The organism is Mesorhizobium sp. Mes31, from assembly GCF_024519675.1.
GTDB lineage: Bacteria > Pseudomonadota > Alphaproteobacteria > Rhizobiales > Rhizobiaceae > Mesorhizobium.
This window is the reverse complement of sequence record NZ_JALJRL010000019.1, coordinates 80,810-101,014: the sequence shown is the minus strand read 5'-3', so window position 1 is coordinate 101,014 and position 20,205 is coordinate 80,810. Positions and strand designations below refer to the sequence as shown.

18 protein-coding genes are annotated in these 20,205 nt (G+C 61.7%); 8 read left to right on the top strand and 10 right to left on the bottom strand.

Annotation, left to right across the window (positions count from 1 at the left end):
• Positions 1 to 280 precede the first annotated feature (280 nt).
• Positions 281 to 694, top strand: a complete 414-nt coding sequence (locus NR193_RS26535) for a hypothetical protein (protein WP_256753665.1) — start codon at positions 281 to 283, stop codon at positions 692 to 694.
• Here NR193_RS26535 and NR193_RS26530 read toward each other — a convergent pair.
• Entirely contained in the window at positions 691 to 1,164 is a 474-nt protein-coding gene (locus tag NR193_RS26530; protein ID WP_013531467.1) for an Lrp/AsnC family transcriptional regulator, read from the bottom strand. The genes NR193_RS26535 and NR193_RS26530 overlap by 4 nt on opposite strands.
• A gap of 156 nt (positions 1,165 to 1,320) precedes the next feature.
• On the opposite strand from NR193_RS26530, the gene ald reads away from it, so the two are divergent.
• Together ald and NR193_RS26520 are read left to right on the top strand one after the other, a co-directional pair.
• Entirely contained in the window at positions 1,321 to 2,436 is a 1,116-nt protein-coding gene (gene ald, locus NR193_RS26525) for an alanine dehydrogenase (protein ID WP_256753664.1), read from the top strand.
• Positions 2,437 to 2,655: 219 nt separating this feature from the next.
• A complete protein-coding gene (locus NR193_RS26520) occupies positions 2,656 to 3,960 on the top strand; it encodes an outer membrane protein (protein WP_256753663.1) in 1,305 nt (434 codons plus the stop codon).
• 233 nt (positions 3,961 to 4,193) lie between these two features.
• Here NR193_RS26520 and NR193_RS26515 read toward each other — a convergent pair whose 3' ends face one another.
• From NR193_RS26515 to NR193_RS26490, 6 genes are all read right to left on the bottom strand, one after another.
• Complete coding sequence (locus tag NR193_RS26515) at positions 4,194 to 4,661, bottom strand: DUF1203 domain-containing protein (protein WP_256753662.1); 468 nt, start codon at positions 4,659 to 4,661, stop codon at positions 4,194 to 4,196.
• 188 nt (positions 4,662 to 4,849) lie between these two features.
• On the bottom strand, positions 4,850 to 5,407 hold the full coding sequence (locus NR193_RS26510; RefSeq protein ID WP_256753661.1) for an OmpA family protein: 558 nt from the start codon (positions 5,405 to 5,407) through the stop codon (positions 4,850 to 4,852).
• A 99-nt stretch (positions 5,408 to 5,506) separates the two neighbouring features.
• Positions 5,507 to 6,070: a GNAT family N-acetyltransferase gene (locus NR193_RS26505; RefSeq protein WP_256753660.1), complete on the bottom strand. Its 564-nt coding sequence runs from the start codon at positions 6,068 to 6,070 to the stop codon at positions 5,507 to 5,509.
• A 5-nt stretch (positions 6,071 to 6,075) separates the two neighbouring features.
• On the bottom strand, positions 6,076 to 6,927 hold the full coding sequence (gene sseA / locus NR193_RS26500; RefSeq protein ID WP_256753659.1) for a 3-mercaptopyruvate sulfurtransferase: 852 nt from the start codon (positions 6,925 to 6,927) through the stop codon (positions 6,076 to 6,078).
• A gap of 36 nt (positions 6,928 to 6,963) precedes the next feature.
• Complete coding sequence (locus tag NR193_RS26495) at positions 6,964 to 7,707, bottom strand: alanyl-tRNA editing protein (protein ID WP_256753658.1); 744 nt, start codon at positions 7,705 to 7,707, stop codon at positions 6,964 to 6,966.
• Positions 7,707 to 8,741, bottom strand: coding sequence for a cysteine synthase A (locus NR193_RS26490; RefSeq protein WP_256753657.1), 1,035 nt, complete (start codon positions 8,739 to 8,741; stop codon positions 7,707 to 7,709). The genes NR193_RS26495 and NR193_RS26490 overlap by 1 nt, the downstream gene beginning before the upstream one ends.
• A 226-nt stretch (positions 8,742 to 8,967) precedes the next feature.
• On the opposite strand from NR193_RS26490, the gene NR193_RS26485 reads away from it, so the two are divergent.
• Entirely contained in the window at positions 8,968 to 9,789 is an 822-nt protein-coding gene (locus NR193_RS26485) for an SDR family oxidoreductase (protein WP_256753656.1), read from the top strand.
• A gap of 88 nt (positions 9,790 to 9,877) precedes the next feature.
• The gene (locus NR193_RS26480) at positions 9,878 to 10,852 is read left to right on the top strand and encodes a carboxylesterase (RefSeq protein WP_256753655.1); all 975 of its coding nucleotides are present in this window, start codon (positions 9,878 to 9,880) and stop codon (positions 10,850 to 10,852) included.
• A 107-nt stretch (positions 10,853 to 10,959) separates the two neighbouring features.
• On the opposite strand, the gene NR193_RS26475 is transcribed toward NR193_RS26480, so the two are convergent.
• The gene (locus NR193_RS26475; protein WP_256753654.1) at positions 10,960 to 12,360 is read right to left on the bottom strand and encodes a DEAD/DEAH box helicase; all 1,401 of its coding nucleotides are present in this window, start codon (positions 12,358 to 12,360) and stop codon (positions 10,960 to 10,962) included.
• 388 nt (positions 12,361 to 12,748) lie between these two features.
• Here NR193_RS26475 and NR193_RS26470 point away from each other — a divergent pair, with 388 nt between their 5' ends.
• Positions 12,749 to 14,281, top strand: a complete 1,533-nt coding sequence (locus NR193_RS26470; protein ID WP_256753653.1) for an acyl-CoA carboxylase subunit beta — start codon at positions 12,749 to 12,751, stop codon at positions 14,279 to 14,281.
• Between the two features lie 33 nt (positions 14,282 to 14,314).
• Here NR193_RS26470 and NR193_RS26465 read toward each other — a convergent pair whose 3' ends face one another.
• The gene (locus NR193_RS26465; RefSeq protein ID WP_256753652.1) at positions 14,315 to 15,841 is read right to left on the bottom strand and encodes an NAD(P)H-hydrate dehydratase; all 1,527 of its coding nucleotides are present in this window, start codon (positions 15,839 to 15,841) and stop codon (positions 14,315 to 14,317) included.
• 354 nt (positions 15,842 to 16,195) lie between these two features.
• Here NR193_RS26465 and NR193_RS26460 point away from each other — a divergent pair, with 354 nt between their 5' ends.
• Together NR193_RS26460 and glnA are read left to right on the top strand one after the other, a co-directional pair.
• Positions 16,196 to 16,534, top strand: a complete 339-nt coding sequence (locus tag NR193_RS26460) for a P-II family nitrogen regulator (protein ID WP_006205430.1) — start codon at positions 16,196 to 16,198, stop codon at positions 16,532 to 16,534.
• Positions 16,535 to 16,597: 63 nt separating this feature from the next.
• Complete coding sequence (glnA, locus tag NR193_RS26455) at positions 16,598 to 18,007, top strand: type I glutamate--ammonia ligase (RefSeq protein WP_256753651.1); 1,410 nt, start codon at positions 16,598 to 16,600, stop codon at positions 18,005 to 18,007.
• A gap of 915 nt (positions 18,008 to 18,922) precedes the next feature.
• On the opposite strand, the gene NR193_RS26450 is transcribed toward glnA, so the two are convergent.
• Positions 18,923 to 19,963, bottom strand: coding sequence for a glutamine synthetase beta-grasp domain-containing protein (locus NR193_RS26450; protein ID WP_256753650.1), 1,041 nt, complete (start codon positions 19,961 to 19,963; stop codon positions 18,923 to 18,925).
• Positions 19,964 to 20,205: the final 242 nt, after the last annotated feature.

Here is a 20,205-nt window from a genome sequence, read left to right as displayed (position 1 = left end):
ATTTCTGTCTCGCCGCGAATATGATTCACCCTTGAAATATGGACACGACAGCAGCGAGGCCGGTTGGCCGGGATCGCCTGACGTAAAAACACGTCAGGTACGGACCGACGCGTTTCAATCGACCCATAATCCACCGTGCGGTAGCGCAAATGTAACGTGACAAAAAACCGACTTGGTCGATAAATAACCATGCCGCAGCGGAGCGTTTCGACATGCGGCCTGGGCGGATCCAGCAGTGTCAGGTCGCTCTTGGATTGTCTGCTCCACAACGGGTGACAAGATGATCGGACGAACTTTAGCGGCTGCCCTTGCCATCGCGTTTTCCTTGTCGCCTTCGCATGCCCAACCACAGCATCGTTTGCCGAGCGGTTACAAATGGGGCCGCTGCCTGCTTGTTGTTGACGGTCAGACCCGCATATCCGGAAGATGCTCCTATCAAATCGAGACGGGCGGCGATTTCAATATCCAGGGGCCTCGGCAAGTTTTTGCAGGTATCGACTATCCCGATACGCATAGTGGGGCCGGTGAAATGTCCGAAGATTACTGGGCAGTTGTCTACAAGGACGGTGATGTTTGGGATGGCTATGCGAACTCGGACATTCGCGAAACTCACGGTGATGAACGTTGGGCAGAACTTCGCCGCGAAGGCGCATGCTATGTTGGAAAGGGCGTCCGGGTATGCCTTTGGCGTTAAGCCATTTCCGGCTTCATGCCCATCGCCGTGCGGTCGACGATCTCACGCAAGGCGAATGACGAGTTGATCTTCGTCACATGCGGCATGGCCGACAGCCACTCCTTGTGAATGCGCTCGTAGTCGACCAGATCCTTTGCCGCGATGCGCAGGATATAGTCGTATTCGCCCGACATCAGGTGGCACGACAGCACGTTGGGGCAGCGCTTGATCGCAGCCTCGAAATCCGACAGCGTCTTCTCGAACTGCCCCGACAGCGATATGTGCACGATCGCCGTCATCTGATGACCAAGGGCCGCATTGGAGAGCCGGGCGTGGTAGCCGCGAATGGTTCCGGATTTCTCCAGATTGTCGAGACGGCGCGAGCAGGCCGACTGCGACAGGCCAACCTTCTCTGCAAGAGCGGCATTGGGTATCCGTCCATCCTTCTGCAAAGCCTCGAGAATGGCGATATCAATCCTGTCGAGCGGCATTATTCGTGAATCCTGCGAAAATCTGGCTGTTCCACGCAACGATTATCGAAACTTGCCCACGCCCGCAAGCGCATTCGCAAACACATGCGCAGCGATTCATGGTTCACTCCGCCAATACAGGGAACGAGCCCAAAAGGGCCGGATCAGGAGAAGAAAATGCGCGTCGGCTGCCCCGAGGAAATCAAGAACCACGAATATCGTGTCGGCCTCACGCCCGGCTCGGTCCGCGAATATGTCGCTCATGGCCACGAAGTGCTGGTCGAGACGGGTGCCGGTGCCGGCATCGGCGCCGATGACAACGCCTATCGCGCCGCCGGCGCGACGATTGCCAAGACCGCTGCCGATGTGTTCGCCAAGTCGGACATGATCGTCAAGGTCAAGGAACCGCAGCCCAATGAATGGGCGCAGCTTCGCGATGGCCAGATCCTCTACACCTATCTCCACCTGGCTCCGGATCCGGAGCAGACCAAGGGGCTGCTCGCTTCCGGCGTCACGGCAATTGCCTACGAGACCGTGACGGACGACCGTGGTGGCCTGCCGCTCCTGGCGCCGATGTCGGAAGTTGCCGGACGACTGTCGATCCAGGCCGGCGCGACGGCGCTGCAAAAGGCCAATGGCGGCCGCGGCGTGCTGCTCGGCGGCGTGCCCGGCGTGCTGCCCGGCAAGGTCACCGTGCTCGGGGGCGGCGTCGTCGGCCTGCATGCCGCCAGGATGGCGGCGGGCCTTGGCGCCGACGTCACCATCATCGACCGCTCTATCCCGCGCCTGCGCCAGCTCGACGACCTCTTTGCGGGCCGTGTCCACACCCGCTACTCGACCGTCGAGGCGCTCGAGGAAGAATGCTTCTCGGCCGACATCGTCGTCGGCGCCGTGCTCATCCCGGGCGCCGCCGCGCCGAAGCTCGTCACCCGCGAAATGCTGTCCGGCATGAAGAAGGGGTCCGTGCTGGTCGACGTTGCCATCGACCAGGGCGGTTGCTTCGAGACCTCGCACGCGACGACTCACGCCGAACCCACCTACGAGGTCGACGGCGTCATCCACTATTGCGTCGCCAATATGCCTGGCGCGGTGCCGGTCACCTCCGCCCATGCGCTCAACAACGCAACGCTGCACTACGGCCTGCAGCTCGCCGACAAGGGACTGAAGGCGCTGGTCGACGACCATCACCTGCGCAACGGGCTCAATGTCCACAAGGGCAAGATCACCAACCGCGCGGTCGCCGAGGCGCTTGGCTACGAACTGGTCGAGCCGAAGGCTGTCCTGGCTGCCTGATTCCACGAAAAGACAGCTTCCCCCGTCTAAGTCGCCGGCCTATGCCGGCGACTTTTTTTGGGGGGATCGAAGGCAGAGAAGCCCGCTTTCCAGGCAAATCGGAAACGAAAACCCGTGGCGCAACGGCACTTTGCCTATTGTTGTTGCATTTTTGTCATTCCCTAAATTAGCCACCCCCTGCTAGAGGCATTTCGGGCTTATTATTGAGGGGTACGGGCTATGTTCATTCGCACGTCTGCGAAATCTATTCTCTTTTCCGCTGTTTCGATCGTGGCTTTGATGTCTGCTGCTCATGCGGCCGACGTCGTGCAGCCGGTTGAAGAAGCAGCAGGCTTCAACTGGAGCGGTGTCTATGTCGGTTTCGGCGTCGGCGCCGGCGCCAACGTGCACGAACTGGGCAGTGATTTCACTCCCATCTCGCTGAACGGCATTGGTGGAGAAGGCGTCTATGGTGAATTGACGGTTGGCTACGACTATATGGTCTCGCCGCGCTTCCTGCTCGGCGGTCTGCTTGACGCTCACGTCGGTAACATCGAAACCTCGCTGGATGTTGGCGGATTGAGCGCTTCGATCCAGGAGACCTATGGTTTCGACGCCGGGTTGCGAGTGGGCTACCTCTTCACGCCGAACACTCTGGGCTACGTGCTGGGTGGCTATTCCTGGCAGAAGTACAAGCTCGATACGAACGCTGGATTCGGCTTCGATTGGGACCAGAGCGGATATTTCGTCGGAGGCGGCATCGAAACGGCCATCAACAGCAATTGGACGATCAAGACCGAATATCGTTATACCCGCTTCGGCACCAAGGGGGATCTCCTTTCCGAGGCCGGCATCCCCTCGCCGGATGGCGCGCTCAACCTCGACACCTCGCGGCACACTTTCCAGGTTGCAGCCAATTATCGCTTTGGCGCCCGGAACGGCGGCGCGTCTACCTTTGAAACTCCGACTTACAACTGGACCGGTTTCTACGCCGGCGGTGCCCTGGGCGCAGGCGCATCCGTGCACCAGATCGAAATCCCACCGCTTGCCGGTGCCAAGTTCAACGGCCTCGGTGGCGAAGGCGCGTTTGGCGAGTTGAACGTCGGCTATGATCATGACTTCGGCAACTGGGTCGCCGGCGTCATGGTCGATGCCCGCTACTCCGGCATGACCTCGAAGCTGGACCTTGGCGGCGGATCCATCAATGTCGATACCGACTACGGTTTCGATGTGCTTGGCCGCGTCGGCATGAAAATGAATGAATCGACCCTCGCCTACGCACTCGCTGGCTACAGCTGGCAGCATTTCGATCTGAACGCTTCCGACCCGATCGGCGATATCCTCGACTGGGGCTCCAGCGGTTTCTCAGTTGGTGGCGGTTTGGAAACGGCTGTGTCTAGCAACGTCACCGTCGGTCTCGAGTATCGCTATTCGCAGTTCGCCAAGAAGGATTTCTCGTCGGAGTTGGGGCTGCCCGAGGACTCCATCACCTCCACTTCTTCCTTCCATACCGTGCGTCTCGGCGCGAAGTACAAGTTCAACTAAAAGCCCTCCAGGCAAACAGTTGCAGCCCGTCGGCCTGGCCGACGGGCTTTTTCTTTGCTCGGAGAACTGTTCGGGCAAACCGCAGGCAACAAAAAAGCGGAGCCAAAGCCCCGCTTCCTCGGTATCGAGATTTCCCGCCGGTTCATCCGCGGTCGGCAAATCGATCGACAATCGCTTTCTATCGCGACTATGCGACGGGAGTAAGACAGCCGCATCCAGCCGCTATCTTCGCCTCACGCGCGCTCGATGCGGCACTGGTAGCAATTGTTGCGCGCCGAGCGAACATGGACGTAGGCGATATCGTCGCGTTCGAACAAGGTCTCGGCTCGCGCGGTAATTGCTCCGGTCGGGATGACACCACCGCTGCCATAGACGATGCGGTCGTCCCTCCCGTAGCCGCGCACGATGTAGTCCGGGCTTTCGAGAATCTCGGGCAACACCTCACTCTCGGCGGCGCGTTCGCATTCTTCGGCATGCAGGAAGATCGGCCCGGTTTCGGCGTAGGGCTGAGGGTCCGGAAATGGCCGATAAGCCAGAATGAGATAGGCGTCGCCAGCGGCGATGTTCTTCAGACAATGCCGGCAAGGCATGCCGTCACCGTCGGAAACCTGTCGCTCGGGCGTGTGGCCGTAGGCATCCGGGCCGCCAAACTGCAGGGCCCTCACATCTTGGGTCGGCAGGGCTTTGAACTGAATGGTCATGGTGAAAATCTCCGGTGTCGTCGACCAGAAATTATGCGCCAAGGCCGATGCTTCCCACCCGATTCCTGCCAAGTATCGAGGACGGTCGACTTTCAGCGATCGGCCCTCGTCCAACTCCGAACGCATCAGCGATCTCTCGATCCGGCTTTGAATGAGCCGGCAAAGTAAGAACCATCGACGTTCGTCAATCAGCGGATGAAATCGTCGAAGCGGCGCAACGTCACCCTGCGGTTTCGCCAGTTCTCGTTTTGCGTCGGCACGAGCAGGAATTCCTCGCCATAGCCGACAGTCTCGAGCGCATAAGCCGGCACGCCGAACTCGTGCACCAGCGTGCGCTTCAGCGAGGCGGCGCGCTGTTCGGACAGGATCTGGTTCGACTGGAACGATCCGACGGCGTCGGTGTGCCCCTCGATCAGGACGCGGGCGCCTGGGTTGCGGCGCAGGATGCGCTGCAGCGCGTCGGCGATGGTCTCGATCTTGTTATATTGCGAACTGGAAATGGCCGCCGAGCCGAAAGCGAAGTTGATCGACTGGATGTCGATCGAGCGTGCCATGCGACGCAAATCCGGCCGGCGCTTGAATTCGCGGATGGTGACGCGCTCGTTCGGCCGCAGCTTCACCCGGGGGGCTGCCTCGAGCTTTCGCTCGATGGTCGCGGCCGACGGCGTTGTCGCCTGGGCAGATGCAAGGCTCGGCATGGCAATTGCCGCGATCAGCGCGGCGGCAAGTGTACGGCGGGTCAGCATGTCTTTGTTTCCTTCGGGCTCGGCCGCGTTGATAATGCGGCAACATGCCAAAGGCAGCCTGAAGCGCCGATGAACGGAGGGTTCAGATTCCGGCTGATGTCACGGCCGCATCACGCTGGCCGAACGCTCGGCGAAAGGCAGCGGATGCACGATCTCCTTCTTCTGCGCCACCGGCGCAAAGCCGAGCTTCTGGTAGAGCGGCAGGGCCGCCGGATGATCGAGGGTGCAGGTCTGCACCGCCACCCGCTTCGGCCCGTACGACCATGCGGCGGCAATCGCAGCACCGAGAAACCAGCGGCCGATGCCTTGCCCGGTCGCATGTTCCATCATGCCGAAATAAGCGAGTTCCACTTCTTCCGGCAAATGTGGCTTGAGGTCGAAGAAGCCGGCCGGCGCGCCATCGAGATAGAGCACCCTGATATCGCGATCTTCGCGGTGGATGCCGGCCGCAAGCTCGTCGTCATCCAACCTCAGTACATTGACCCAGTGCCATTTGCGCCCCACCCGGTCCATCAGGTAGCGGTAGAAATGCAAGGGAATGTCCTTGGTCTTCAGCAGTGCGATCTGACGGTTGTAGGGCACAGGTGGCGAATAGGCCGGCGGCACATGCATCTCGAGAAATGTCACGGTGACTTCGATGTCTTCCAGCACGCCGTTGTCCATCGTCGTCATTCCTTGCCGGTCACAACAGGCGTGTCGGAGAGCCCGCCCCACTCCGCCCATGAGCCGTCGTAAAGCCTGTTGTCGGTATGGCCAAGCGTTTCCAGCGCCAGCGTGACCACCGCGGCAGTGACACCAGAACCGCAAGAGGTGACGACAGGCTTCGACAGGTCGATGCCGGCCTCCTCGATCACCTTGCGCAGACGATCCTTTGACAACAGCACGCCGTTTTCCGACAGCGCCGAATAGGGCAGATTGCGCGCGCCCGGCATATGGCCGGAACGGACGCCGGCGCGGGGCTCGGGCTCGGTGCCGGCAAAGCGGCCCGGTCCACGGGCATCGGCGATCTGGCTTTCCCTGGTGTCGACGATCCGGCGCATGTCGGCGAGGCTGGCGACGCGACCAGCGTCGAAATCGGTGTAGAATACGCTTGGCGCGATCTTCGTGGGTTCGGCCGTTACCGGCCAGCCGGCCGCTTTCCAGCCATCGAAGCCGCCGTCCAGAATATAGGTCTGGAAAACACCCATCACGCGGAACATCCACCATGCCCGGGGGGCGGAGAAGAAGCCCGGGCCATCATAGACGACGATGGTATCGTCGGCCGAAACCCCCATGGCACCGACATATTGTGCAAAATGCTGCGGCGACGGCAACGTGTGCGGCAGGGCAGAATCGGGATCGGAAACCGCATCCTGATCCAGGAACCGAGCGCCCGGAATGTGCGCCGCCTCGTATTCGGCGCGCGCGTCGCGTTTTTGCGCAGGCAGATACCAGGACGCATCGATGATCACCAGGCCAGGCTGGCCAAGGCGCGTCCGCAGCCAATCCGCATCGACAGTGAAGGGGCTATCCTCGGCCATTCTTGTTCTCTCTACCCTGGGCAAAAGCGTTTTGTATCAGGCCGCCGGCATCGGGCCAAAGCGGATGCGGAAGCGCCGGTTCTCGCGACCCTTCTTCTCGATCTTGCCGATGTGGATTTCGCCGACTTCGCCGGTGCTTTTGACATGTGTGCCGCCGCAAGGCTGGCTGTCCACCGAGGCGTTCTCGCCGATACAGACAAGGCGGATCCTGCCGGTACCGACCGGCGGCCGAACGTTCTTGGACTTCACCAGGCCAGGGTTGGCAGCCAGTTCCTCATCGCTTATCAGCCTGGTGAAAATCGGGTGGTCGGCGCGCACCAGGTCCATCAGGCGCGCCGTCACCTCTTCCTTGCTGAAGCTGGCATCCGGAATGTCGAAATCGACACGGCTGTCGTCCTCGGAAACGGAAGCACCCGTGATCGGGAATGGGCAGACGACGGTAAGCAGATGGCAGGCGGCGTGCATGCGCATCAAGAGGTGCCGCCGCTCCCAGTCGATCGCCAGGCTCACCTTCTCGCCGACCTCCGGCACGGCATGATCCGGCGCCGGCACGTGGATGATCTCGTCCTTGGTCTCACCGGAAATGGTGGCGGCAATGGCGACGCGGCTGCCATCGGCGCGTTCGAGATGGCCCGTATCGCCCGGCTGGCCGCCTGAGGTGGCGTAAAAGATCGTCCGGTCGAGAATGATGCCGCCACGATCGTTGACGGCGACGACCGTGGCGTCGGCCGTCTTCAGATAGGCGTCGTCGCGAAACAGCGCTTCCGTCCTGTACGCCATCACGCGACCTTTTCGAATGGCACCGAAATCCTGCTCTTTAGCTCCATCCAGCCTGGTACAGGCAGCTTCTTTTCGCGCAGGAATTCCGGGTTGAACAGCTTCGACTGGTAGCGGGTGCCGTAGTCGCAAAGAATGGTCACGATGGTGTGGCCGGGGCCCAATTCCCTGGCCAGCCGGATCGCGCCGGCAATGTTGATGCCGGTCGAGCCGCCGACGCAAAGGCCTTCCTCCTGGATCAGATCGAAGACGATCGGCAGCGCATCCTCGTCCTTGATCTGGAAGGAGAAGTCAGGCGTGAATCCTTCGAGATTGGCGGTGATGCGCCCCTGCCCGATGCCTTCGGTGATCGAGCTGCCCTCGGACTTCAGCTCACCGCTGGTGTAGAAACTGTAGAGCGAGGCGCCCAGCGGATCGGCGAGTGCGATCTTGACGTCCTTGCTCTTTGCCTTCAGCCCGAAGGCGACGCCGGCCAGCGTTCCGCCCGAACCGACAGCCGAGACAAAACCGTCGATCTTGCCTTCGGTCTGGTTCCAGATTTCCTGTGCCGTGGTGCGGATATGGCCGTCGCGGTTGGCGACATTGTCGAACTGGTTGGCCCAGATGGCGCCGTTCGGCTCCGTCCTCGCCATCTGCTCGGCCAGCCGGCCCGACAGTTTCACGTAATTGTTGGGATTCTTGTAAGGAACGGCAGGCACTTCGATCAGCTCGGCGCCAAGCAGCCTGATCGTATCCTTCTTCTCCTGGCTCTGCGTGTCGGGAATGACGATGACGGTGCGGTAGCCGAGCGCCTTGGCGACCAGCGTCAGCCCGATACCGGTATTGCCGGCGGTCCCCTCGACGATGACGCCGCCGGGCTTCAGGAGCCCGCGCTGTTCGGCGTCGCGGATGATGAACAGACCGGCGCGATCCTTGACCGACTGGCCCGGATTCATGAATTCGGCCTTGCCAAGGATCTCGCAGCCAGTTTCTTCGGAAGCTTTGTTGAGGCGGATCAGAGGCGTGTTGCCGATCACGTCGATCACAGAACGGGGCATTCAGGATTCCTTTGTGCGGTGCGCCGAAACCCTAGAAACCCGAAGCTTCGGTTTCAAGGCAAGAATTTGTCTGGTCCAGTCGCATTTGCAGTGCTGTTGTTGCGACAACGCTTCCCGGGACCGACCTCATGCCCCACTGTTCATTTCCGCCTGGCGTTGAAAAGCAGCTTTTCATTCGATTTCTTCATCGCTAGAGCAAAGCAGGCACAAGTCGACAGGGCGCAGCATGACACTCTACCGGGCCAACCCGAAGCACGGCGTCGCCTGGATCACGGGCGGAAGCAGCGGTATCGGCCGCTCGTTGGCCAGGGATCTGGCGTCCCAAGGTTATGCCGTCGCGGTGACGGCGCTCGACGATGATCCGATCGACACGCTCGTCGTCGAGACCGCACAGATGCCGGGCAGTGTCACCGCTTTTCCCTGCGACGTCACCGACGAGCCGCGCATGGCCAGAACCGTCGCCGCGATCGAGAAGGAACTCGGGCCTATCGTGCTCGCCGTCTTCAATGCCGGAAACTACATATCGACACCGGGTGAGGCCCTCGTCGTCAAGGACTTTCGCCGGTCCTTCGAGGTCAACTATTTCGGCATCGTCAACGGCCTGGTGCCGCTCATCGAGCGCATGCGTGTCAGGGCACGCGGCCATGTGGTGCTGGTCGGTTCGGTCACCGCCTATTTCGGTTGGCCGACCACGGCCGCCTATGGCGGCACCAAGGCGGCGATCAACATCCTGGCGGAATCGCTGAAATATGATTTCGACAAGATGAATGTGCGCATCCAGGTGATCAATCCGGGCTTCATCGACACGCCGCTGACCGAGAAGAACATGCTGCCGATGCCGGGGCTGATGCCGGTCAGCCGGGCGTCGCGCCGCATGGCGCGGGGCATCAAGTCCGGCGGCTTCGAGGTCACCTTCCCGCGCCGGACTAGCTGGCCCCTGAAGCTGCTCAGCCTGTTGCCGAGGCCGCTGTGCAGAGGGGTGATCAGCCTGATGACCAACTGGAAGGCGCGGCCGCTGCACTACGACCGCAAGCCGCCAATCGAATAGAACGCCGCCGAAAATTGGCGGCTCCCTGCCGGCCGTTGCCTGTTTTTGGCCGCGGCCATAGGTTGAGAATTGTAGCGTGGAGTCCGCGATGGGGCGACGGGTTGTGCTTGCTGTGCTGGTCCTTGTCACCGTCCTCGCACTGGCCTTCGTGCTCGGCCCGCGCGTTGCTGTCGACACCACGATCCATTTCGATCCTTCGGCCATCGGCGACGACCCGCAGGCCTATGTGGCAAGAGTGGAAGCAGCCGTGCCCGGAATCCGCGATGGGCTGGACAAGGAGATCGTCTGGGCAAATCCTATGGTTCATGCCAGGACGCCGCTGTCGATCGTCTATATCCACGGCTTTTCGGCATCGAAGGGCGAGATTCGGCCGCTGCCTGACGACGTGGCCGACCAGCTCAACGCCAACCTCTTCTACACCCGCCTTACCGGTCACGGGCAGGATGGCGCGGCTATGGCGCGAGGCAGCGTCAATGCCTGGATCAACGACTATGAGGAGGCGATCGCCATCGGCCGGGCAATCGGCGACAAGGTGATCGTCATCTCGACCTCGACCGGCGGCTCGCTGGCGGCATGGGCCGCGACGCAACCGGGCGCGTCGGACGGGGTGGCGGCGATTGCGTTCATCTCGCCCAACTTCGGCGTCAAGGCATCCGGCGCCGAAATCCTGACCATGCCGTGGGGCAAGCTGATCGCCAAACTCGTCGCCGGCAAGGAACGCAGCTTCGTGCCGCGCAACGCGCTGCATGAGAAATTCTGGACCTATCGCTACCCGATCGAAGCGACCTTGCCGATGCAGGCGCTGACCGAACTTGCCTATGGCGCGCCGGCCGAGAGGGCGACCATCCCTGCCCTGTTCATCTTTTCGGATTCGGACAAAGTGGTACGGCCCGATCGCACCCGCGAAATCGCCGGGCGCTGGGGTGGTGCGCACGAACTGGTGCCGGTCGACGACACTGGCGACCCTGATAACCATGTCATCGCCGGCGACGCGTTGTCGCCGTCGACCACCGCCTTCCTCGCGCAGAGGATTGTTGTCTGGATCGAAGCGGTGGTGAAGTAAGGCGCGGACGAAAAGGGCGGCCGAAGCATCGCTTCAGCCGCCCTTTTCTGTATCAGTCACGGGCAGTCAGCCAGCCCGAAGCTTGGCCGACTACAACCCAAACTGGTTTACGCAGCCCGCGCCGCGGGCCGCTTGCCGCCGAAGCGGCGCTTGTTGTTGCCCTTGAAGGGCTTGGCGCCTTCCGGCTTGCGCTCGCCAGCGAAAGCCGGCTTGTCGCCGAAGCGCTTCTTCTCACCGCCCGGCCGCCGGCCGTCACGACGACCATTGCGGTCGTTGCGGTCATTGGCGGGCTCGAAGCGCTCGTTCTTTTCAGCCGGATTGCGCTGCGGATCGGGGCTGCCGAGATGGTCGGCAACGATCGGCAGCTTGGTGCGGATGATGCGCTCGACCTGGCGCAGCTTGCTGTTTTCGGAGGGATCGCACAGCGTGATGGCGATGCCGTCCATGCCGTTGCGGCCGGTGCGGCCGATGCGGTGGACGTAGCTTTCCGCTTCGTCCGGCAGGTCGAAATTCACGACATGGCTGATGCCGGGCACGTCGATGCCGCGTGCCGCGATGTCGGTCGCGACCAGAATGCGTACCGAACCTTCACGGAAATCGTTCAGTGCCTTCTGACGGGCATTCTGCGACTTGTTGCCGTGAATGACGGCGGCCTTGAAGCCGTCGCGCTCGAGGTCCTTGGTCACCCGGTCGGCGCCATGCTTGGTGCGCGAAAAAATGATGACGGATTTCATCGCTTCGTCGGCGAGCATCGTCGACAGCACCTGGCGCTTCTGCTTGGTGCGGGCGAAGACGACGCCCTGCACGATCTCGACCGCCGCGGTGCTATGCGGCGAGACTTCGATGCGAACCGGATTCTTCAGCAGGCCCTTGGCCAGCTCTGCGATCTCATCCGGCATGGTGGCCGAGAACAGCGCCGTCTGGCGATCGGGCGCGGTCGCCTTGGCGATGCGCTTGACGTCGTTGATGAAGCCCATGTCGAGCATGCGGTCGCCCTCGTCCAGCACCAGCCATTTGGTGTCGGAGAGAATGAGGTCGCCTTCGCGCACCAGGTCGGTCAACCGGCCGGGCGTGGCAATAAGGATGTCGACGCCGGGGGCTACCTTCTTCACCTGGCTGAAGCGCGAGACGCCGCCCAGCACGAGTGCGGTCGAGACATGCGCGCCCTTGGCGAGGATCTTGATCGTGTCCTCGATCTGCACGGCGAGTTCGCGCGTCGGCGCCAGAATCAGAGCGCGCGTCGTCTTGGCGCGCCGCTTGGTGCCGAGTGCGATGATCTTCGACAGGATCGGCAGTGCGAAGGCCGCGGTCTTGCCGGAGCCGGTCTGCGCGATGCCGAAAATGTCACGGCCTTCCATCTGCGGCGGAATTGCCTGCGCCTGGATCGGCTTGGGCTCGGTGAAACCGGCGGCATGGGTGGCCTTGAGCAGCGCACCCGTAATTCCCAGTGCTGCGAAACCGGAGAGTTCCCCAGAGTCCTTACCGGGCAAAGTGTTTTCGTTGGTCAAAATAATCTTCTTTCACGCGGCCTCTGGCCGCAAACATCAATGGCGGCAGGGCGCAACCTACCGTCGGATAACATTGTCATGGAACGACAAGGCGGCGGACGATTTCGTCCGCGCGGCTGCGCTGTCGTGCCCGCAGGCATCATGCCACGGGGCTTTTTCGCCACCTTGCCGATCAACCGGAAAGAGGGAAAACAGACGCAACCAGTCTCATTCGTCGAGAAGGCCGGATAGTCCCGGCCCAAGCGCCTATGCCGCCGCATATGGCCCAGTTCGCCGCCAAATGCAAGGGGCGCCATGCTGCAGCGCAACAAAACCATGATCAAGGGGGTGCTTGCACTCGCCTGCGAGCATCATTACCACGAAATGCAGCCTGCGCGGGAGATCGGCCATGAAAGATGTACTCAAGGAACTCGAACGCCGTCGCGACATAGCCCGCATGGGCGGCGGCCAGCCCCGCATCGACGCCCAGCACAAGAAGGGCAAGCTCACCGCGCGTGAACGCATCGAGGTCTTTCTCGACGAGGGCTCGTTCGAGGAGTTCGATATGTATGTCGAGCATCGTTCGACCGATTTCGGCATGGAGAAGACGAAGATCGCCGGCGATGGCGTCGTCACCGGCTGGGGCACGGTCAATGGTCGCCCGGTCTACGTCTTCGCCAAGGATTTCACCGTGTTCGGCGGTTCGTTGTCGGAAGCCCATGCCGAGAAGGTCATCAAGGTGCAGGAGATGGCGCTGCGCAACCGCGCACCGATCATCGGCCTTTACGACGCCGGCGGGGCCCGCATCCAGGAAGGCGTGGCCGCACTCGGTGGCTATGCCGAGATCTTCCAGCGCAATGTGCTCGCTTCCGGCGTCATCCCGCAGATTTCTGTGATCATGGGGCCCTGTGCCGGCGGCGACGTCTATTCGCCGGCCATGACCGACTTCATCTTCATGGTGCGCGACACCTCCTACATGTTCGTCACCGGACCGGACGTGGTGAAGACCGTCACCAACGAGACGGTCACCGCCGAGAGCCTCGGCGGCGCCTCGGTGCACACGACGAAATCCTCGATCGCCGACGGCGCCTATGACAATGACGTCGAGGCGCTCCTGCAGATGCGCCGCCTGGTCGACCTGCTGCCCGCTTCCAACACATCGGAGCTTCCCGAGATCGAATGCTACCAGTCGGTCACCGACCACGATCCGTCGCTCGACCGGCTGATCCCCGACAACGCCAACAAGCCCTACGACATCAAGGAACTGATCCTCAAAGTTGCCGATGAGGGCGACTTCTTCGAGATCCAGCAGAATTTCGCGAAAAACATCGTCACCGGCTTCGGGCGGGTCGAAGGCCGCACGGTCGGCTTCGTCGCCAACCAGCCGATGGTGCTGGCGGGCGTTCTCGATTCGGACGCCAGCCGCAAGGCGGCGCGCTTCGTGCGCTTCTGCGACTGCTTCTCGATCCCGATCGTCACCTTCGTCGATGTTCCCGGCTTCCTGCCCGGCACGGCTCAGGAATATGGCGGGCTGATCAAGCACGGCGCGAAACTCCTGTTCGCCTATGCCGAAGCGACCGTGCCGAAGATCACCGTCATCACCCGCAAGGCCTATGGCGGCGCCTATGACGTGATGGCGTCGAAACATCTGCGCGGCGACATGAACTATGCCTGGCCGACGGCGCAGATCGCGGTGATGGGCGCGCGGGGCGCAGTCGAGATCATCTATCGCAAGGACATCGGCGACGCTGAGAAGATCGCAGCTCATACAAAGACTTACGAGGATCGCTTCCTGTCGCCCTTCGTCGCCGCCGAACGTGGCTATGTCGATGAAGTGATCATGCCGCACTCGACCCGCCGCCGTATCGCGCGAGCGCTCAGAATGCTGCGCAACAAGGATATGCAGAACCCCTGGAAGAAGCACGACAACATTCCGCTGTGAGCTGAATGTCGCCGGCATCGCAAGCGCCGTTGATCAACGCCTGCCTTGGGCAGCGACCAGTTCGCGCAACACTGGCACCAGCGCCAGTGGCAGATCCTCGGCGATCAGACCCGGCCCGAACCGGCTGCCGGCTTCGGCATGGATCCAGACCGCGGCGCAGGCCGCTTCGAAGGCTGGCATGCCTTGCGCTAACAGGCCGGCGGTGATGCCGCACAGCACGTCACCCGAACCGGCGGTGGCAAGCCAGGGCGCGCCGTTGGAATTGATCGCCGCCCGGCCATCGGCAGCAGCGATCACCGTGTCGGCGCCCTTGTAGACAATGATGGCATTGGCACGCGTGGCCGCCGCGCGCGCTTTGTCCAGCTTGGACGAGGCATCGTTGCCAGCGATGTCGGGGAACAGCCTGGCGAACTCCCCCTCATGCGGCGTCATCACCAGGGCCGGCGCGTTCGCTTGGCGAGCGGCTTCGAACAAAGCGTCCGGTGCCTCGCGAAACGAGGTGATCGCGTCGGCGTCGAGGACCAGCCCCTCAATCCTGGTGGAGGCGTCCCTCGGCTGGCTGGCCAGTAACGTGAGTGCGAAGGTCCGCGTTCTTTCACCGACACCAAAGCCGGGCCCGAGAACAAAGGCCGACGGCCGGCGTTCGCCGACAAACGCCTCGATGTCCGCGATGTCGTCGGTCTTGCGCAGCATGATCGAGGTCAGATGCGCGGCATTCGCTTGAATGGCGCTGCCGGGCGAAAGCACGGTCACCGCCCCTGCCCCGCTTCGGGCCGCGGCCAATGCCGACAACCGCGCCGCGCCCGTCGCGCCAGGGCCGCCGGAAAAGATGCCGGCGTGGCCGCGCTTGTATTTGTGCGCGTCGACGGCTGGCACCGGAAAATGGTCCAGCCAGAGCACCGGCGTGTTCTCGAACGTCCGCGGCTGGAGCCGCGCGATGATGCCGTCGCCGATGCCAATATCGGCGAGCACGATCTCGCCGCATCGTTCACGGCCCGGCAAGAGCAGATGGCCGGGTTTCTTCCGCGCGAAGGTCACGGTGGTGTCGGCGAAAAATGCCTTGCCGAGCACTTTGCCGCTGTCACCGGAGACACCGGAAGGCAGGTCGACCGCGATGACCGGCAAATGCAGATCGGTGGCGATGTCGACCGCCCTGACGGCATCGCCGGACAGCGGCTTGGACAGTCCTGCCCCATAGAGCGCATCGACCACGATCGAGCCGGCCTCGGGATCAAATCCAGACAGGGGCCGAGGCTTGATCGGACATTCGGCGGCAGCGAGCGCTGCATCGCTTTGCGGCCGCGGTGCGCCGGATGCCCAGATGGTGACGCCGACGCCACTGCTGGCCAGGAAGCGTGCGACGACGTAGCCATCGCCGCCATTGTTGCCGGGGCCGCAAAGCACATGGATGTGCGTCGCCGCCGGATAGCGCTTGAGGACCTCGGCCGCGACCGCTTCGCCGGCCCGGCGCATCAATCCGATACCGTCGGCCGGGCCGTCGGAAATCGTCAGCCGGTCGGCCTCGCCCATCTCGGCGGAAGAAAGAAGTTCGTTGCTCATGGATTGCCGATCCGCATTCGATCAAGCATTGTCCGGTTTTCGATCCGAAGCAAAGAGGAGTTGTCGCGATCTGCGGCCATATCGTCGGGACGGGACGTGGCAGGCGCAAAACTGCCCACCAAATGGGCGATATGCCTAACTATTATGCGGGCGCAGGCGCTGGCGCTGTGTAGGCTCCAGCAGCCCATGCCGTATCCGATGCAGCGAATGACGCGAATTTGCATTCGCGCGCGGCTCGGCTTTGAAATCGTAGGAGACCGCTTCGAATCCGTCCAATTGGCACAGTTCGTGCTAGATGGAGGCGCAAGCGGGGGCTCACAACCCGTTTTTTTGGCAGTGGAGGCCACTTTTTACATGAAAAAGATCGAAGCGATCATCAAGCCATTCAAGCTGGACGAAGTGAAGGAAGCGCTTCAGGAGGCCGGACTGCAAGGCATCACCGTTACAGAGGCCAAAGGTTTTGGCCGCCAGAAGGGCCATACCGAACTCTACCGCGGCGCCGAATATGTCGTCGATTTTCTGCCCAAGGTTAAGATCGAGGTGGTACTTGGCGACGACGCCGTCGAAGGCGCGATCGAAGCCATCCGCAAGGCGGCCCAGACCGGCCGTATCGGCGACGGCAAGATCTTCGTCTCCAACATCGAGGAAGTCGTGCGAATCCGCACCGGCGAAACAGGCATGGACGCGGTCTGAGCCGACCCCGCCATCCTTCGAAACGTCATCATCAAAAAACGTCATCACACAGGGATAAATGACATGACGACAGCCAAAGACATCATGAAGCAGATCAAGGACAACGACGTGAAATTCGTCGACCTGCGCTTCACCGATCCGAAGGGCAAGCTGCAGCACGTGACGATGGATGTCATCGAGGTCGAGGAAGACATGTTCGCCGACGGCGTGATGTTCGACGGCTCTTCGATTGCCGGCTGGAAGGCCATCAACGAGTCCGACATGGTTCTGATGCCCGACCCGGAAACGGTCCACATGGACCCGTTCTTCGCGCAGTCGACCATGGTCATCCTGTGCGACATCCTCGATCCGGTTTCGGGCGAATCCTACAACCGCGATCCGCGCGGCACGGCCAAGAAGGCCGAAGCCTATATGAAGTCGGAAGGCATCGGCGACCAGATCTTCGTCGGCCCGGAAGCCGAATTCTTCGTGTTCGACGATGTGAAGTACAAGGCCGATCCCTACAACACGGGCTTCAAGCTCGACTCGACCGAACTGCCGTCGAACGACGACACCGACTATGAAACCGGCAATCTCGGCCACCGTCCGCGCATCAAGGGCGGTTATTTTCCAGTGCCGCCGATCGATTCCGCGCAGGACATGCGCTCCGAGATGCTGACCGTGCTCGCCGAAATGGGCGTGCGCGTCGAAAAGCATCACCACGAAGTGGCCGCCGCGCAGCACGAACTCGGTATCAAGTTCGACACGCTGGTCCGCAACGCCGACAAGATGCTGATCTACAAATATGTCGTGCACCAGGTTGCCAACGCCTATGGCAAGACGGCCACCTTCATGCCGAAGCCGATCTTCGGCGACAATGGTTCGGGCATGCACGTCCACCAATCGATCTGGAAGAATGGCAAGCCCACCTTCGCCGGCAATGAATATGCCGGCCTTTCGGAAAGCTGCCTGTTCTACATCGGCGGCATCATCAAGCATGCCAAGGCGATCAACGCCTTCACCAACCCGCTGACCAACTCCTACAAGCGTCTGGTGCCGGGCTACGAAGCGCCAGTGCTGCTCGCCTATTCGGCGCGCAACCGCTCGGCCTCCTGCCGCATCCCGTTCGGCTCGTCGCCGAAGGCCAAGCGCGTCGAAGTCCGCTTCCCCGATCCGGGCGCGAACCCCTACCTCGCTTTCGCCGCCATGCTGATGGCCGGCCTCGACGGCATCAAGAACAAGATCCATCCGGGTCAGCCGATGGACAAGGATCTCTACGACCTGCCGCCGAAGGAACTGAAAAAGATCCCGACTGTCTGCGGTTCGCTGCGCGAAGCGCTGCAGAGCCTCGACAAGGATCGTGGCTTCCTGAAAGCCGGTGGCGTCTTCGACGACGACCAGATCGACAGCTACATCGAGCTGAAGATGGCCGAAGTGATGCGCTTCGAAATGACCCCGCATCCGGTCGAGTACGACATGTACTACTCGGTCTAATATCCCGATTTAACACTCAAAGCCCTTGAAGGAGTTTCCTCCTTCAAGGGCTTTTTGCTGACATCCGGCAGGCCACGCGTTACCGCGGGCGCCCTCCGGTCGCGCGACCGTCGGACGTGAGCGTCGCATCTGCTTTTTGGGCTTTCGACGATCGCACGCATGCCTGGGCTGATGGGCCTGTGGTCCATTGGCAGACAATGCCCCTCAGTCCAAAGACACGAGCTTGGCCCAGCAGGTTCGATCGATGATGAGGGATGGTGTTCGACTACGGAAATGAAGCCAGGAGCGAGCGGCGCACTGTCTCAGGCTACAGTGACCGCTCGTCCGGCCCCCCCGCCAATGCCGCCGTTCAAGAAAACCCCGCCCGTCCGAACAGCACCGCGTGACGTAACCCCAAGGCCTCCGAATACGCATGCTGCACTGCGATCTGTCAACGCCGCCAACCATGCTGCCGATAGCCGATTTAACAGCCCGAACAGGCGCTTATGGGAAGGGTCACAGCCACTCACAATGCCTGGAAAGGCGGTTTTCCGGGCTTTCTGACAAGTTGCCGCTGGAACGGGCATGGCCGCAGCCGGGGCTTTGGCGGGATTTGCGACCGCCTGAATTGTCTGACTTTTTCTGGGTCCTTTTTTGCCGGAGATCCGATCTGTCGCGCACCGGCAGAAAAGAACCCCGGCACAACAAGCCGAGGTTCCTGCAGGCTACGGCCATATCGACTTCATTCCCTGGAGCGTATGGACACCTTCAACGCCGCCGAGGTGCAGGCGACCGAGGAGGCCGCACTGAATGCGTTGGTTGCCAACCGTGACATGATCTGCCGCGACGGTAGCCGCACGCCGGCATCCAGCCCGGCCAAACAAAAAAGCCCCGGCGAGCGAACGCCGGGGCTTTCTGTTTCTACCGACGCGACGCTTAGGCGGCGGCCGAGACCTCGGCGCTTCCCGCCACCGAAGCAATCGTCTTCAGGATCTGCGAGGCGATCTGGTAGGGGTCGCCCTGCGAGTTCGGACGACGGTCCTCCAGATAGCCCTTGTAGTCGTTTTTGATGAAGGAATGCGGCACGCGGATCGAAGCACCGCGATCGGCGATGCCATAGCTGAACCTGTTCCACGGTGCGGTCTCATGCTTGCCGGTCAAACGCTTGTCGTTGTCCGGTCCGTAGACTGCGATGTGATCCATCAGGTTCTTGTCGAAGGCCGCCATCAGCGCCTCGAAATACGCCTTGCCACCCACTTCGCGCATATAGGCGGTCGAGAAGTTGGCGTGCATGCCAGATCCGTTCCAGTCGGTGTCACCGAGCGGCTTGCAGTGGTATTCGATATCGATGCCGTATTTCTCGGTCAGGCGCTGCATCAGGTAGCGGGCCATCCACATCTGGTCGGCCGCCTTCTTGGAGCCCTTGCCGAAAATCTGGAATTCCCACTGGCCCTTGGCCACTTCGGCGTTGATGCCTTCGTGGTTGATGCCTGCGGCAAGGCAGAGATCGAGATGCTCCTCGACGATCTGACGGGCGACAGAACCGACATTCGAATAGCCGACGCCGGTGTAGTACGGGCCCTGCGGTGCGGGGTAGCCGCTTTCGGGGAAGCCGAGCGGGCGGCCATCCTTGTAGAAGAAGTATTCCTGCTCGAAGCCGAACCATGCGCCCTCGTCATCGAGGATGGTGGCGCGCTTGTTGGAGGCATGCGGCGTGACGCCGTCGGGCATCATCACTTCGCACATGACGAGCACGCCGTTTGTGCGCGCAGGATCCGGATAAACAGCGACCGGCTTCAACACGCAATCGGAGCTGTGGCCTTCGGCCTGCTGCGTCGAGGAACCGTCAAAGCCCCACAGCGGAAGCTGCTCGAGCGTCGGGAATTCGGCGAACTCCTTGATCTGCGTCTTTCCGCGAAGGTTGGGGACCGGGGTGTAACCATCGAGCCAAATGTACTCGAGCTTATATTTCGTCATTCTAGCCTCTCGTTGCTTGATCACCGAACCCTGGGCGGCGCCGATATGTGGGAACCACCCAGCAGCCGACCTGCCGGATCACTAAAATGCAATTCGTGTGCCACTCTCGCTCCGGAAGGTGCGGCAAAATTGACGCCGTATTCGGGTGAAGTTGGCAAGCCGCCTAAGCAATGCGTCCGGATCAACCACGATCATAATTCGCCCAAATCTTAGGCAACTACTGATCTTTTCGTAGGCATGTT

Bases quoted from the DNA above. Each gene is read 5' to 3' on its own strand.
- NR193_RS26460 (WP_006205430.1), top strand. From the start codon at position 16,196: ATGAAAAAGATCGAAGCGATCATCAAGCCATTCAAGCTGGACGAAGTG.
- NR193_RS26515 (WP_256753662.1), bottom strand. From the start codon at position 4,661: ATGACCATTCAGTTCAAAGCCCTGCCGACCCAAGATGTGAGGGCCCTG.
- NR193_RS26505 (WP_256753660.1), bottom strand. From the start codon at position 6,070: ATGGACAACGGCGTGCTGGAAGACATCGAAGTCACCGTGACATTTCTC.
- ald (WP_256753664.1), top strand. From the start codon at position 1,321: ATGCGCGTCGGCTGCCCCGAGGAAATCAAGAACCACGAATATCGTGTC.
- NR193_RS26470 (WP_256753653.1), top strand. From the start codon at position 12,749: ATGAAAGATGTACTCAAGGAACTCGAACGCCGTCGCGACATAGCCCGC.
- NR193_RS26480 (WP_256753655.1), top strand. From the start codon at position 9,878: ATGGGGCGACGGGTTGTGCTTGCTGTGCTGGTCCTTGTCACCGTCCTC.
- sseA (WP_256753659.1), bottom strand. From the start codon at position 6,927: ATGGCCGAGGATAGCCCCTTCACTGTCGATGCGGATTGGCTGCGGACG.
- NR193_RS26450 (WP_256753650.1), bottom strand. From the start codon at position 19,963: ATGACGAAATATAAGCTCGAGTACATTTGGCTCGATGGTTACACCCCG.
- NR193_RS26485 (WP_256753656.1), top strand. From the start codon at position 8,968: ATGACACTCTACCGGGCCAACCCGAAGCACGGCGTCGCCTGGATCACG.
- NR193_RS26530 (WP_013531467.1), bottom strand. From the start codon at position 1,164: ATGCCGCTCGACAGGATTGATATCGCCATTCTCGAGGCTTTGCAGAAG.
- NR193_RS26535 (WP_256753665.1), top strand. From the start codon at position 281: ATGATCGGACGAACTTTAGCGGCTGCCCTTGCCATCGCGTTTTCCTTG.
- NR193_RS26495 (WP_256753658.1), bottom strand. From the start codon at position 7,707: ATGGCGTACAGGACGGAAGCGCTGTTTCGCGACGACGCCTATCTGAAG.
- NR193_RS26510 (WP_256753661.1), bottom strand. From the start codon at position 5,407: ATGCTGACCCGCCGTACACTTGCCGCCGCGCTGATCGCGGCAATTGCC.
- glnA (WP_256753651.1), top strand. From the start codon at position 16,598: ATGACGACAGCCAAAGACATCATGAAGCAGATCAAGGACAACGACGTG.
- NR193_RS26465 (WP_256753652.1), bottom strand. From the start codon at position 15,841: ATGAGCAACGAACTTCTTTCTTCCGCCGAGATGGGCGAGGCCGACCGG.
- NR193_RS26520 (WP_256753663.1), top strand. From the start codon at position 2,656: ATGTTCATTCGCACGTCTGCGAAATCTATTCTCTTTTCCGCTGTTTCG.
- NR193_RS26490 (WP_256753657.1), bottom strand. From the start codon at position 8,741: ATGCCCCGTTCTGTGATCGACGTGATCGGCAACACGCCTCTGATCCGC.